The sequence below is a fragment of the Micromonospora sp. KLBMP9576 genome (assembly GCF_050941805.1).
Taxonomy (GTDB): Bacteria; Actinomycetota; Actinomycetes; order Mycobacteriales; family Micromonosporaceae; genus Micromonospora.
The window spans coordinates 1707474-1721017 of the sequence record NZ_CP194567.1 but is presented as its reverse complement, the minus strand read 5'-3'; the positions used below and the strand labels follow the sequence as shown (position 1 = coordinate 1721017).

14 protein-coding genes are annotated in these 13544 nt (G+C 73.8%); 4 read left to right on the top strand and 10 right to left on the bottom strand.

The features are described 5' to 3' along the window. Positions 1–105 precede the first annotated feature (105 nt). Positions 106–744: a DUF2752 domain-containing protein gene (locus tag ACQ452_RS07755; RefSeq protein WP_433391548.1), complete on the bottom strand. Its 639-nt coding sequence runs from the start codon at positions 742–744 to the stop codon at positions 106–108. Beyond that, positions 741–1970 carry a winged helix-turn-helix domain-containing protein gene (locus ACQ452_RS07750; RefSeq protein ID WP_433391545.1) on the bottom strand — a complete coding sequence of 410 codons (1230 nt, stop codon included), beginning with the start codon at positions 1968–1970 and terminating at the stop codon, positions 741–743. The genes ACQ452_RS07755 and ACQ452_RS07750 overlap by 4 nt, the downstream gene beginning before the upstream one ends. Before the next feature lie 77 nt (positions 1971–2047). Here ACQ452_RS07750 and ACQ452_RS07745 point away from each other — a divergent pair, with 77 nt between their 5' ends. Continuing rightward, a complete protein-coding gene (locus tag ACQ452_RS07745; RefSeq protein ID WP_433391542.1) occupies positions 2048–2599 on the top strand; it encodes an N-acetyltransferase family protein in 552 nt (183 codons plus the stop codon). On the opposite strand, the gene ACQ452_RS07740 is transcribed toward ACQ452_RS07745, so the two are convergent. After that, positions 2521–3828: a glycosyltransferase family 87 protein gene (locus ACQ452_RS07740; protein WP_433394029.1), complete on the bottom strand. Its 1308-nt coding sequence runs from the start codon at positions 3826–3828 to the stop codon at positions 2521–2523. The genes ACQ452_RS07745 and ACQ452_RS07740 overlap by 79 nt on opposite strands. A 35-nt stretch (positions 3829–3863) precedes the next feature. Here ACQ452_RS07740 and ACQ452_RS07735 point away from each other — a divergent pair, with 35 nt between their 5' ends. Together ACQ452_RS07735 and ACQ452_RS07730 are read left to right on the top strand one after the other, a co-directional pair. Beyond that, positions 3864–4511, top strand: a complete 648-nt coding sequence (locus ACQ452_RS07735; RefSeq protein WP_433391539.1) for an N-acetyltransferase family protein — start codon at positions 3864–3866, stop codon at positions 4509–4511. A 214-nt stretch (positions 4512–4725) separates the two neighbouring features. Continuing rightward, positions 4726–5106 (top strand): VOC family protein, encoded by a 381-nt coding sequence (locus ACQ452_RS07730; RefSeq protein WP_433391536.1) that lies wholly within the window; start codon positions 4726–4728, stop codon positions 5104–5106. A 16-nt stretch (positions 5107–5122) separates the two neighbouring features. Here ACQ452_RS07730 and ACQ452_RS07725 read toward each other — a convergent pair whose 3' ends face one another. The 7 genes from ACQ452_RS07725 to truB all read right to left on the bottom strand — a co-directional run bounded on the left by ACQ452_RS07725 (position 5123) and on the right by truB (position 12988). Continuing rightward, positions 5123–5605, bottom strand: a complete 483-nt coding sequence (locus ACQ452_RS07725) for a GNAT family N-acetyltransferase (RefSeq protein ID WP_433391533.1) — start codon at positions 5603–5605, stop codon at positions 5123–5125. A 47-nt stretch (positions 5606–5652) separates the two neighbouring features. After that, complete coding sequence (dapB, locus tag ACQ452_RS07720; RefSeq protein WP_433391531.1) at positions 5653–6426, bottom strand: 4-hydroxy-tetrahydrodipicolinate reductase; 774 nt, start codon at positions 6424–6426, stop codon at positions 5653–5655. A gap of 114 nt (positions 6427–6540) precedes the next feature. Then, positions 6541–7965: a M16 family metallopeptidase gene (locus ACQ452_RS07715; RefSeq protein WP_433391528.1), complete on the bottom strand. Its 1425-nt coding sequence runs from the start codon at positions 7963–7965 to the stop codon at positions 6541–6543. A gap of 49 nt (positions 7966–8014) precedes the next feature. Then, positions 8015–10414, bottom strand: coding sequence for a polyribonucleotide nucleotidyltransferase (locus tag ACQ452_RS07710; protein WP_433391525.1), 2400 nt, complete (start codon positions 10412–10414; stop codon positions 8015–8017). A gap of 225 nt (positions 10415–10639) precedes the next feature. Further along, a complete protein-coding gene (rpsO, locus tag ACQ452_RS07705) occupies positions 10640–10909 on the bottom strand; it encodes a 30S ribosomal protein S15 (protein WP_091246098.1) in 270 nt (89 codons plus the stop codon). 204 nt (positions 10910–11113) lie between these two features. Further along, on the bottom strand, positions 11114–12043 hold the full coding sequence (locus ACQ452_RS07700) for a bifunctional riboflavin kinase/FAD synthetase (protein ID WP_433391523.1): 930 nt from the start codon (positions 12041–12043) through the stop codon (positions 11114–11116). A 60-nt stretch (positions 12044–12103) separates the two neighbouring features. Continuing rightward, on the bottom strand, positions 12104–12988 hold the full coding sequence (truB, locus tag ACQ452_RS07695; protein WP_433391520.1) for a tRNA pseudouridine(55) synthase TruB: 885 nt from the start codon (positions 12986–12988) through the stop codon (positions 12104–12106). Positions 12989–13163: 175 nt separating this feature from the next. On the opposite strand from truB, the gene ACQ452_RS07690 reads away from it, so the two are divergent. Next, positions 13164–13544: a hypothetical protein gene (locus ACQ452_RS07690; RefSeq protein ID WP_433391518.1), complete on the top strand. Its 381-nt coding sequence runs from the start codon at positions 13164–13166 to the stop codon at positions 13542–13544.

Here is a 13544-nt window from a genome sequence, read left to right as displayed (position 1 = left end):
CGGAGCGCCGCCCGAGCACGCGGGACGCGCCGCCAGCCGCCCGGCCGCCGCCGAAGCTGGCCGCCGCCACACCACCTGCCCCCTCAGCAGAGCGTCGCCGCCCGGTCAGACGTAGAGGGAGGTGAACGGGGCCCAGGGGAGGTTGCGCAGCACGGAGAAGGCCAGCCACGCAGCCAGGAAGACGCCGATCGCGCGGGAGCTGATCCGCAGCTCCGGCAGGCGCCAGCCGAAGGCCTGCCGGCCCGCCCAGGCCACGAAGAGATAGGCCAGGAAGGGCAGCACGAAGACGAAGAGGAAGTGGTGCCGGGCCGCGGCCGGCAGGTCGGCGTGCAGCACGTACCAGAGCGCGCGGGTGCCGCCGCAGCCCGGGCAGTCCAGCCCCGTGGTCAGCTTGAGCAGACAGGTCGGCGCGGCGTCCGGCGCAGAGCGGGTCGGATCGCTGAGCAGCGCGTAGCCGATCCCGGCCCCGACACAGCCCAGCGCCGCCAGCGGCACCGCCCAGCGCGGGGAACGCTCGTAGAGGCCGACGACGAAGCGGGTCAGCCGATCCGGTTCGGCCACCGGATAGGGCGGCGGCGGGTAGGGCGGCACCTGACCCGCCGGCCAGCCCTCGCCCGCCGGGCCCGGGTGGGCCGCCGGTCCCGCATCGGTCGCCGCCGGCCACTGCTGGGGCGGTGCCTCGACCCCGCCGGCCTGCGGATGCGGCTGGGGGGCCGGTCCGTCAACGCTCGTCACGCCGCTCACCGTACACCGGCCAGGCCCACCAACGCGGCGGCCAGCGGGACGGCCAGGTCGCCACCGGCGGGCGGGGCCACCGCGTCCAGGCCCAGCCAGCCGGCGAGGCGGTGCAGCTCGGCGGCGAGCGCCAGCGCGGTCTCACCCCGGTCGATGTCCGGCTCGGCCCAGGCGGCCGGTATCAGCAGTACGCCGGCCTTCCGGTCGGCCTTCAGGTCAACCCGGGCGGTGAACCGCTCCCCCTGCAGGAAGGGCAGCACGTAGTAGCCGTGCACCCGCTGCGGGGCCGGCACGTAGATCTCGATGCGGTAGCTGAAGTCGAAGAGCCGCTCCGCGCGCGCCCGCTCCCAGACCACCGGGTCGAACGGGCTGACCAGGGTGTTGGCGCGGACCCGACGAGGCAGCCTCGCCCCCGCGTGCAGCCAGGCCGGCTGCCGCCAGCCCTGCACCGCGACCGGCAGCAGCTCCCCCGCCTCCACCAGCTCGGCGATGGCCTGCCGGGCGCCGGGCAGCGGCAGCCGGAAGTAGTCGCGCAGCTCCGGCTCGGCGGCCACTCCGAGCGACCGGGCGGCGATGCCCACCAGCGAGCGGTATGCCTGCGCGTCGCTCGGCGTGGGCGCGTCCAGCACCGCGGCCGGCAGCACCCGCTCGGGCAGGTCGTAGCGGCGGACGAACGACGTGGTGCGATCGGCGGCGGCCACCTCTCCCGCCCAGAACAGGAACTCCAGCGCCTGCTTCACCGCCGACCAGTTCCATCCCCAGTTGCCGGTCTCCCGGGGCGCGTCGTGCTCGATCTGAGCGGCCGTGAGCGGCCCCCGGGCGGCCACCTCGTCGCGTACCCAGGCGACCAGGCCGGGCTGCTCCTGGGCGATGCGCCGCATGCCGCCCCAGGCCTGCGACCGGGCCCGGGCCATCCGCCAGCGCAGCGTCGGGTGCAGCCCGACGGGCACCAGCGACGCCTCGTGGCCCCAGTATTCGAACAGCTCCCGGGGGCGGCGGTAGGCGGCGGCGTCGAGCAGCGAGGTCGGGTAGGGCCCGAGCCGGCTGTAGAGCGGCAGGTAGTGCGCCCGTTGCAGCACGTTCACGGAATCCATCTGGAACAGCCCGACCCGGTCGAGCACCCGGCGCAGGTGCCGGCGGGTGGGCGTGCCGGCGGGTGCGGGGTCGGCGAAGCCCTGCGCGGCGAGCGCCACGCGACGCGCCTGGGCGAGTGAGAGCGATTCCGGTGCGGCCATCGTCGGCACCCTAATCCAGCGGTACGACACCGGTGCGGACACTGGACCGATCGCCCGTGGGGGCATAGAACGGACGCATGCTCACGATCCGCCGCGAGGAGCCCGACGACGCCGAGGCGCTCGCCCGGGTGCACATCCACGGCTGGCAGGCCGGCTACGCCGGGATCATGCCCGAGGAGGTGCTACGCCGGCTCAACGTCGCGGCGTGGGCGCAGCGCCGCCGGGACCTGGGCACCGCCGACCCGGAGCACCCGTTCACCACCCTGCTCGCCGAGGCCGACGGGACGCCGGTCGGGTTCACCACGTTCGGTCCGTACCGCAACAACCAGGACCGCGACGACCTCGACCCCGCCCACGGGGAGGTGGTGGCGCTGTACGTCGAGCCGGCGCGCTGGGGCGACGGCACCGCCCGGGCGTTGCTGGCCGCGGCCCGCGCCGGACTCGTCGCGCGGGGCTGCTCCGACCACCGGATCTGGGTGCTGGAGGAGAATCACCGGGCCCGCCGGTTCTACGAACGGGCCGGGCTGTCACCCGACGGCGAGCGCTCGACCTATCCGGTGCCGCTGGCCGGGGGACGACCGCCGGTCGGGCTCGTCGAGCTGCGGTACGCCGGTCGGCTGGACGCCTGATCCGGCCGACCCGGCGACGGCTGGACCGGCCCGCGCCGCCGGTCGGCGGCTGGACCTGCCGGCGTCGCCAGACGCCGGACAGGCAGGAACGCCAGCAGCGCCAGGCTGATCCAGACGTAGGTGTTGCTGCCGAGGAAGCCGTCGAGCCCGGTGAAGTCCTTCTCCCAGGCCCAGACGATCCGGCTGATCAGGAAGCCGTACCCGACGATCGCGGCGCCCAGCAGGACGCGGCGCCGTCGGCTGGCCGCCGGCGCGGCCATGGCATTGTCCACCAGCAGGATCAGCCCGGGCAGCAACCAGACCAGGTGGTGCACCCAGGTGACGGGGCTGACCAGGCACATCACCGCGCCCGTCAGCGCCAGGCCGGTCGCCTCGTCGCCGGCCGCGACGGCGGCGCGGGAGCGCCACGCCCACAGCACCAGGGTGGCGAGCACCAGCGCCAGCCAGGCCAGGGTGCTCGGATGTTCCGGGTTCAGCCGGGCCACCACGCCGCGCAGCGACTGGTTGGAGACGAACGCCAGCTCACCCACCCGGCCGGTGTTCCACAACGCCTCCGTCCAGAACTCCCGCGAGGCGTCGGGAAAGAGCGCGGCGGCCAGCAGTGTCGCGGCGGCCGCGGCGACCATCGAGGTGATCGCGGCCCGCCAGCGGCGGGTGACCAGCAGGTAGACGATGAAGATGCCCGGGGTCAGCTTGATCGCGGTGGCCAGGCCGATGCCCACGCCGGCCCACCGGTTGCCGCCCGGCAGCAGTCGGAGCAGGTCGACCGCGACCAGGAAGAGCAGCAGCATGTTGACCTGGCCGAAGTTGATCGTCTCGCGCATCGGCTCGTACGCGGCGGCCAGGCAGAGCGCCGCCGCGAGGGCGAACCAGCGGGTCCAGCCGGCCCGGCGGGACACGGGGTCGATCAACCACCAGAACAGCACGGCGGTGACCACCACGCTGGCGGCCACGCTGACCACGATCGCCGCCGACCACGGCAGGTACGCCATCGGAAGCATGACCAGGGCGGCGAAGGGCGGGTACGTGAAGCCGTACTGGGTGCCGGGCTTGAGGAAGTCGTAGATCTCCCCGCCGTCGTGCACCCACCAGGTCAGCGCGCCGTAGTAGACCTTGAGGTCGAAGAAGCCGTGCCGCACGGCCGCGACGGACAGGAAGGCGGCCACCGCGACGGCGAGCGCGACGATGCCGACGACCTGTCGGATCGTCCGTCGGGGACCCTGCGCCACCATCGCCTCCATCGCCCTGCGTAGGCTTCCGTCCCATGGCTCTCGGGTACGTCCGCCCGGCGCGTCCCGAAGACGCCGGCGAGATCGCACGCATCCAACTCGCGACCTGGCGGGTCGCCTATCGCCGGATTCTGCCCCGGCATGTGCTCGACAACCTGGACGAGGCGTGGCTCGCCCGGCGGTGGAGCGCGGCCGTGCAGGAGCCGCCCTCCCGCGCCCACCGGGTGCTGGTCGCCGTCGAGCAGGCCGAGCAATCCTATCTGGTGGGGTTTGCCGCCTCCGGTCCGGCCGACGCCGAGGCGCTCGCCCCGGACGAGCCGGCGCAGGCCCTCGGGCCGGGCGTCGCCGCGGTGACGGACCTGCTGGTGGAGCCGCGCTGGGGTCGGCGGGGCCACGGCAGCCGGCTGCTCGCCGCGACCGTCGACCTGTGGCGCTCCGACGGCTTCACCCGGGCGCTGGCCTGGGCCTTCGACGACGACGAGGCGACCCGGAAGTTCCTCACCAGCACCGGTTGGGAGCTCGACGGCGCGGCCCGCGCGCTGGACGTGGAGGACATGCTCGTACCGCAGGTGCGCCTGCACGTGGCGGTGCCCACGGAGGCGGAGGCGGACGCGACGCCCGCCGAGGCGACCCTGCCGGACCTGCCCCCCGGCGAACCGGCACCGACGACACCCGGAGACTGACGGCCCCCGCCGCAAGCCCCGGGGCCCGCACACGCCCAGCGCCCGCACGTTCCACGGGCCGGCGCACCGGCCCGCGCGTCCCGCGGTCCGCACGGTCCGGGACGCACCGCGCTCGCGGGCGCGGCGTCCGGCGGTTCGCCGGGGAGTGTCGGGGGCGTCGCCTACGGTGACCCCATGGTCGCGACGAGGCGACCGCGACCGGAGGGAAGCCAGCATGTTCGCGGACACGAGGGCGTTGAGCAGTTTCTCGGTGGACGACACCGGCCGGGCGGAGCGGTTCTACACCGACACGCTGGGCCTGCGGGTGTCTCGGGACGACGCCATGGGCGGCCTGCTGACCCTGCATCTCGCCGGGGGCGGGGACGTCATGGTCTACCCGAAGCAGGACCACACCCCGGCGGCCTACACGGTGCTCAACTTCCCCGTCGACGACGTCGACCGGGCCGTCGACGCGCTGACCGCGCGCGGGGTGAGCTTCGCGCACTACCCGGGGATGCCCCAGGACGAGAAGGGCGTCATGCGCGGCAACGGGCCGACGATCGCGTGGTTCACCGACCCGGCCGGCAACATCATGGCGGTGCTGGAAGAGGGCTGACCCCCCGGCGGGCGGGTCAGGGGCGCGTGGGCCCGGTCAGCTCGGCGACCAGTTCGTCGTCCTCCACCGCCCCGGTGGGCACGAAGCCGAGGCTCGTGTAGAGCCGGGCGGCCCCGGCGTTGTCGGGGTGGTAGGAGAGCCGGACGGGGTGGCCGGCGCCCTGATCGGCCAGCCAGCCGGCCAGGGTGCGCACGGCCGCCCGGCCGACGCCCCGGCCCTGCTCGGGGGCGTCGATCACCATGCCGCCGATCCAGCGGGACCCGTCGTCGTCGGTGCCCCACATGACGTGCCCGACCACGGTCCCGTCCGCGTACACCGCGAGCGAGGTCCACACGTCGGAGCGCATGCTCAGCAGCAGGTAGCGCGCCGCCAGCGCCGCCACCCACGCGCGCTGGTCGTCGCGCGGGGCCACGTCGGCCACCGCCCGCCAGTTGTCGTCACCGACCGGGCGCAGGGTGACGCGACGCCCCGCCCGGTCGGCGAGTGCGAAATCGATCATCGGGGGATGATAGAGGCCGCCCGGTGTCCCGGCGACGGGTTTACCCTTCAGCCGAGCAGGGCGTCCAGGCCGACGGTAAGCCCGGGCCGGTCGCGCACCGCGCGCACGGCCAGCAGCACACCCGGCATGAACGAGACCCGGTCGTACGAGTCGTGCCGGATCGTCAGCGTCTCCCCCACGGTGCCGAAGAGCACCTCCTGGTGGGCGACGAGGCCGGTGGCGCGCACGGCGTGCACGCGTACCCCGTCGACGTCGGCGCCCCGGGCGCCCGGCACCTCGTCGGAGGTGGCATCCGGCACCGGGCCGAGCCCGGCCTCGGCGCGGGCCGCCGCGATCAGCCGGGCGGTGTGCGTGGCGGTGCCGCTGGGGGCGTCCAGCTTGCGCGGGTGGTGCTGCTCGACGATCTCGACCGACTCGAAGTGTCGGGCGGCGCGGGCCGCGAACTGCATCATCAGCACCGCGCCGATGCCGAAGTTGGGGGCGATGACCACGCCCACCCCGGGCTTGCGCGCCAGCCAGCCACGCACCCGCTCCAGCCGCTGCTCGGTGAAGCCGGTGGTGCCGACGACCGCGTTGATGCCCTGGTCGACACACCACTGCAGATGGTCCATGACGACGTCGGGGGTGGTGAAGTCCACGACCACCTCGGCCCCGGCGTCGGACGCGGCGAACAGGCCGTCGCCCTCGTCCACCATGGCCACCAGTTCCAGGTCGGCGGCGGCGTCCACGGCCCGGCACACCTCGACGCCCATCCGGCCCCGGGCGCCCAGCACGCCCACCCGGATCGGCTCGTCCGCGCTCTTCTCCTGCTCGTCAGTCACAGGGCACAACCTATCCCAATCGGGACACCCGCCACCGGGCGGACCGACGCCGCACGGCCACCAGCGCCGCCCTGCCGGGTCGGCGGGAGCGCGGTTGCGCGGTTGCGCGACGGGTCAGCGGGCGGAGAAGTCGTGCTCGCCGAACGGGCCGACCACGGCCAGCGACATCGGCCGGCTCAGCAGCTCGGCGGCCAGGGTGTTCACGTCGGCCACGGTGACCGCGTCGACCCGGGCGAGCAGCTCGTCGACCGGCATCAGGTCGCCGTAGAGCAGCTCCCCCTTCGCCAGTCGGCTCATCCGCGAGCCGGTGTCCTCCAGGCCCAGCACGAACGAGCCCTTGCTCATCCCCTTGCCCCGGGCCACCTCGGCCTCGGACAGGCCGTCGGCGGCCACCCGGGCGAACTCGGCCCGGGTCAGCTCCAGCACCTCGTCGACCTTGCCCGGGGCGCAGCCGGCGTAGACGGCGAAGAGGCCGCTGTCGGCGTACTGGCTGGCGTAGGAGTAGACCGAGTAGGCGAGGCCACGCCGCTCGCGGATCTCCTGGAACAGCCGGCTGGACATGCCGCCGCCGAGGATGTTGTTGAGCACGCCGAGGGCGAAGCGCCGCTCGTCGAGCCGGTCGATGCCCGGGCAGCCGAGCAGGACGTGCGCCTGCTCGGTCTCCTTCGGCTCCACCAGCGTGGTGGCGGCCTTCGTGCGTACGGCGGGGGTCCGCGGCCGGTACGGCGCGGGTGTCGCCGGGTCGGTGTCCAGCGGGGTGCCGCGCAGCGCCTGCCGGACCAGCTTGACCACGGTGGCGTGGTCCAGGTTGCCGGCGGCGGCGACGACGATCTGCGGCGCGGTGTAGCGGCGGCGGTAGAAGCCCTGGATCTGCCGCCGGGTCATCGGGGTGACGGTCTCCTCGGTGCCGGAGATCAGCCGGCCCAGCGGGTGGTCGCCGTAGACGGCCCGGGCGAAGAGGTCGTGCACCTCGTCACCGGGCTCGTCGTCGTGCATGGCGATCTCCTCGAGGATCACGCCCCGCTCGGTCTCCACGTCGGCCGGTTCCAGCACCGAGTCGGCGACCAGGTCGCACATCACGTCGATGGCAAGCGGCAGGTCCTCGTCCAGCACCCGGGCGTAGTAGCAGGTGTATTCCTTGGTGGTGAAGGCGTTGGTCTCGCCGCCCACCGCCTCGATCTCGGCGGAGATGTCCAGCGCGCTGCGCTTGTTGGTGCCCTTGAAGAGCAGGTGCTCCAGGAAGTGCGCCGCGCCGGCCTGCGGGCCGGTCTCGTCTCGGGAGCCGACCGCCACCCAGACGCCGAACGAGACGCTGCGCATCGCCGGGATCGCCTCGGTGAGCACGCGCAGACCGCTGGGCAGCACGGTACGTCGTACCGTGCCGCCCAGCGGGTCGTCGCTGATGGTGCGGGTCACCGCCCGCGAGGCACCACCGGAGCGGGACGCCCCGGTGCCCCGGGGGGATGCCCCGGCGTGCCCCGGAGAGGACGCCACCCCCCGTCGATCCGGCGGAAACGGCGCGGAGGCGGCCCGACTCACGTGTTGCTCCCAGATCGACGAGGGGTGGGTGTGGCGATGGTGCGGTGGGTCAGCTGTGCCGGGTGCGGCGGCGCGGACGCTCCTCGCCACCCTCACCGCCACCCTGGCCACCCTCGGTGCCGCCCTGGCCGCGCTCGCCGCCACCCGGGCCACGACCGCCCCGGTCGCCGCCGCGCTCGCGGTCACCACGGTCGCGCGGGCCCCGGTCGCCCCGGTCGCGGCCGGCCGGCCGCTCGCCCTCGGCGGCCTCGCCGGCGGCCGGTGCCTCGGCACCCTCCGGGCGGACCTTGTCCAGGTAGATCTTGCCGCGGGCGTCGATGTCCGCGATCTCGACCTCGACCCGGTCGCCGACGTTGAGGAAGTCCTCGACCTTGTCGACCCGCTTGCCGTCGCCCACCTTGGAGATGTGCAGCAGGCCGTCGCGGCCCGGCAGCAGCGAGATGAACGCGCCGAACGCGGCGGTCTTGACCACCGTGCCGAGGAACCGCTCCCCGGCCTTCGGCAGGGTCGGGTTCGCGATGCCGTTGATCCGGTCCACCGCCGCCTGGGCGGACGGGCCGTTGGTGGCGCCGACGTAGATGGTGCCGTCGTCCTCGATGGAGATCTCGGCGCCGGTCTCGTCCTGGATGGCGTTGATGGTCTGCCCCTTCGGGCCGATCACCATGCCGATCTTGTCGACCGGGATCTTGACGGTGGTGACCCGCGGCGCGTACTCCGACATCTCGGCCGGGGCCTCGATCGCCGCCTGCATCACGGCGAGGATGGTCTGCCGTGCCTCGTTCGCCTGCTGCAGCGCGGCGGCCAGCACGTCCGACGGGATGCCGTTGAGCTTGGTGTCGAGCTGGAGCGCGGTGACGAACTCCGGCGTGCCAGCGACCTTGAAGTCCATGTCACCGAACGCGTCCTCGGCACCGAGGATGTCGGTCAGCGTCACGTACTGGGTCTTGCCGTCCACCTCGTCGGAGATGAGCCCCATCGCGATGCCGGCGACCGGCGCCTTCAGCGGCACACCGGCGCTGAGCAGGCCCAGCGTCGAGGCGCAGACCGAGCCCATCGAGGTGGAACCGTTGGAGCCGAGCGCCTCGGAGACCTGCCGGATGGCGTACGGGAACTCCTCGCGCGACGGCAGCACCGGGATCAGCGCCCGCTCGGCGAGCGCGCCGTGGCCGATCTCGCGCCGCTTCGGCGAACCGACCCGGCCGGTCTCACCGGTCGAGTACGGCGGGAAGTTGTAGTTGTGCATGTAGCGCTTGCGGTTCTCGGGGGACAGCGTGTCCACCATCTGCTCCATGCGGAGCATGTTCAGCGTGGTGACGCCCAGGATCTGGGTCTCGCCCCGCTCGAACAGCGCCGAACCGTGCACCCGGGGCAGCACGCCGACCTCGGCGGTAAGCGCCCGGATGTCACGCGGGCCGCGCCCGTCCATGCGGACCTGCTCGCGCAGCACACGGTTGCGCATCTCGGACTTGGTCAGCGACCGGAAGGCGGCGCTGAGCTCCTTCTCGCGGCCCTCGAAGCGACCGCCGAGCGTCTCGGCGACCCGGGTCTTGACCCGGTCCAGGGCCTCCTCGCGGTCCGCCTTGCCGGCGATGGTGATCGCCTCGGCCACGTCGCCGCGGGCCAGCTCGGCCACCGCGTCGTACACGTCGTCGGAGTATTCGAGGAACACCGGGAACTCGGTGACCGGCTTGGCGGCGACCTCGGCCAGCTCGCTCTGCGCGCGGCACAGCTCGCGGATGGCGGGCTTGGCGGCCTCCAGGCCGCTGGCCACGACCTCCTCGGTCGGCGCGGTGGCGCCGCCCGCGATCAGGGCGACAGCGTTCGGCGTGGCCTCGGCCTCGACCATCATGATCGCGACGTCGCCGTCGGCGAGCGTGCGGCCGGCCACGACCATGTCGAAGGTGGCGCGAGCCAGCTCCTCCAGGGTCGGGAAGGCGACCCACTGGCCGTCGATGTGCGCGACCCGGGTCGCGCCGATCGGGCCGGAGAACGGCAGGCCGGAGAGCTTGGTCGACATCGAGGCGGCGTTGATGGCCACGACGTCGTAGGGGTGCTGCGGGTCGAGCGCGAGGATGGTCTCGACGACCTGGACCTCGTTGCGCAGGCCCTTGACGAACGACGGGCGCAACGGCCGGTCGATCAGCCGGCAGGTGAGGATCGCGTCCTCGCTGGGGCGGCCCTCGCGGCGGAAGAACGAGCCGGGAATGCGGCCCGCGGCGTACATCCGCTCCTCGACGTCGACGGTCAGCGGGAAGAAGTCGAACTGCTCCTTCGGGTGCTTGCCGGCGGTCGTGGCGGAGAGGACGACGGTCTCGCCGAGCTGCGCGACGACCGAGCCGGCGGCCTGACGGGCCAGCCGGCCGGTGGAGAAGGTGATCTCACGGGTGCCGAAGGACCCGTTGTCGATCACGGCGGTGCGGGATTCGGTGCCGAGGTTGGTCTCGGTCATGGTGCTGTCGTGCTCCTTCGCATCGGGGGCCCACGACGCGGGGAACTGCTCAGACGGCCGGTCTTCGATCGAAGCGCCCGGGTGGCCGGCGAGTGCCGGAGTGTCCGGGGGCCACTACCGGAGACCGGTACGCTGACCGGCTCCCGTTACGGGTGGTCGCGCGGCCCGGTTTTCGGGTGGTGGCGAAGCGGGGGAGCGGCCCGGTCGGGCCACTCCCCCGTCACGTCACCGGCGCAGGCCGAGCCGCTCGATGAGCGACCGGTAGCGGCTGATGTCCTTCTTCTGCACGTAGTTGAGCAGCCGACGGCGGCGGCCGACCAGCAGCAGCAGCCCACGGCGGCTGTGGTGGTCGTGCTTGTGCACCTTCAGGTGCTCGGTGAGCTCGGCGATCCGCTTGGTGAGGACCGCGACCTGCACCTCCGGCGAACCGGTGTCACCCTCGGCGGTCGCGTACTCCGTGCGGATCTTTGCCTTGGCTTCCTGGTCGAGCGCCATGTTCTCCCTGTTTCGTGGGTTCTCGTGAATGTCGTCCGTCGGATCGGTCAGTGGACCGGATACGGACCGGTACCTCGCACCCGCGGCGTCGTGCAGGCACGCGAGGCCCCACGTCGGTCAGCCGACGTCCCCGCCAGCCTACCAGCCCACCCGGATGACGGCCGGTCAAGGGCCGCGAGGCCGCCGGTCAGGGCCGCGAGGCCGTCAGCCGAGGGCCCGCCGGGTCCGCTCGACGTCCTGCCCCATCTGGGCGATCAGCGGCTCGACCGCGTCGTAGCGGATCTGCCCGCGCAGGTGCGCCACGAAGTCCAGCGCCAGCCGTTCGCCGTAGAGGTCGCCGGTGAAGTCGAGCACGTACGCCTCGACGCGCCGCTCCCGGCCGGAGAAGGTCGGGTTGGTGCCGACCGACACGGCCGCCGACAGGTGCTCGGGGTGGCCCCGGCGCACCAGCCGGGCGGCGTAGACCCCGTCGGCGGGCACCGCCGCGTACCGGTGGCAGAGCAGGTTGGCGGTGGGGAAGCCCAACTCGCGTCCGCGCTGGTCGCCGCGGACCACCACGCCCTCGACGCGGTGCGGGCGGCCGAGCGCGGCAGCCGCCGCCGTCACGTCCCCCGCGTCGACGCAGGAGCGGATGTAGGTGGAGGAGAAGACCGTGCCCGCCTCCGCGACCAGTGGGGCGCCCTGCACGGCGAAACCGAAGGTGCCTCCGAGCCGCTCCAGCAGCGCCACGTCACCGGCGGCCTTGTGGCCGAAGCGGAAGTTGTCCCCCACCACGACCAGCGCGGCGTGCAGCTGCTCGACCAGGATGTCGTGCACGAACGCCTCGGCGGGCAGCCGGGAGAACTCCGGGGTGAACGGCACCACGCAGAGCACGTCCACGCCGAGCGCCTCGATCAGCTCGGCCTTGCGGGCGGTCTCGGTGAGCACGGCCGGGTGCGTGCCGGGGCGTACCACCTCCGCCGGGTGCGGGTCGAAGGTGACCACCACCGACTTCACGCCCAGCTCGCGGGCCCGGGACACGGCGTGCCCGATGGTCGCCTGGTGCCCCTTGTGCACGCCGTCGAAGACGCCGATGGTGACGACCGACCGCCCCCAGCCGCCGGGCGCCGCGTCGTACCCCCGCCACCGCTGCATGCCGCTGCTCCCCTGTTCTCCGCGGCGGCCCGCACGGCCGCCGGATTCTCGTTGCCCGCGTCAGGCGGGGGCGAGCACGATCTCCGCGCGGGCCCGCCCGTCCCGCTCGCTGACGATAGCGATGACCTCGCCGGCGGGGCCGAAGACCGCGTAGGGGCCGGCGATACCGACCGGGTCGAGCGGCCCGCCGTGGGCGAGCACCTTCGCCTCGTCGGCGCCGGCGTCGCGGCGCGGGAAGCACCTGTCGGCCGCCGCGGCCAGGGGCAGGTTGACCACCTCGGGGGCCCGCTGCGCCAGCTCGTCGAGGGTGGCGGCCTCCGCGAGGGAGAAGCCGCCGACGGCGGTACGCCGCAGCGCACTCAGGTGCCCGCCCACCCCGAGCGCCAGGCCCGCGTCCCGCGCGATGGCCCGGATGTACGTCCCGGAGGAGCAGGTCACGTCGATGTCCACGTCCACCACGTCCGGGGAGTTCCGGCGTACCGCCAGCAGCTCCAGCCGGGAGACGGTGACCCGGCGGGCGGGCAGCTCGACGGTCTCCCCCTCGCGCACCCGCTTGTAGGCCCGCTGTCCATTGATCTTGATGGCGCTGACCGCGCTCGGCACCTGGTCGATCTCGCCCCTCTGGGCCGCCAGCGCCACCCGGACCGCCTCGTCGGTGACGTGTCCGGCCGGCGTGGTGGCGATCACGTCGCCCTCGGCGTCGTCGGTGACGGTGGCCTGGCCCAGCCGGACGGTGGCGGTGTAGCTCTTGTGCGCACCGATCACGTACGTGAGCAGCCGGGTGGCCCGGCCGACCCCGATCACCAGCACGCCGGTCGCCATCGGGTCGAGGGTGCCGCCGTGCCCGACCCGGCGCGTGCGCGCGAACCGGCGGATCCGCGCCACCACGTCGTGCGACGTCATGCCGCCGGGCTTGTCGACCACGATCAGACCGTCTGTGCTCACGACACCCAAGCCTGCCAGATCGCGCCGGGCGCCCCACCGCCGCCGTGCGCGGATCGGATCGTCGAGGCCCGCCGATCGGGCAGAGTTGCCGGCCCCGGAGCCGAACGGGACCGCGCCGGCGCGGACCGGATGCGAAGATCATGCGCCCCTGCCGCGTCCCCACCCCTGGATGGCCATGAGCACCACCCCTGACCGCCCCGACCAGGCGATCCGGCCGCCGCGTGAGCCGAAGGAAACGCTGGTCGGAGCGGGCCCCGGGCCCACCGCGCCGCCGCCCGCCCACGACCACCGCGCCCGCGTCGACCTGCCCGAGTGGATGCGCAACCCCACGCCGCCGCGACGGACCCCGGGCCGCCTCGCCTCGGAACTCCTCGATCGGCTGCCGGTGCTGGGCACCGCCCGGCGGTCGCTGTGGCGGTGGCGCGACCGCACCCCGGACGCCCAGTCGCGCCCCGTGGTCGCGGTGGTCGTGTTCCTCGCCACCACGGCGTTGACGATCGCCCTGGTCGGCTGGTTCTTCTACTGGCTGTACCTGTCCCTGAACGACATGGCCTGA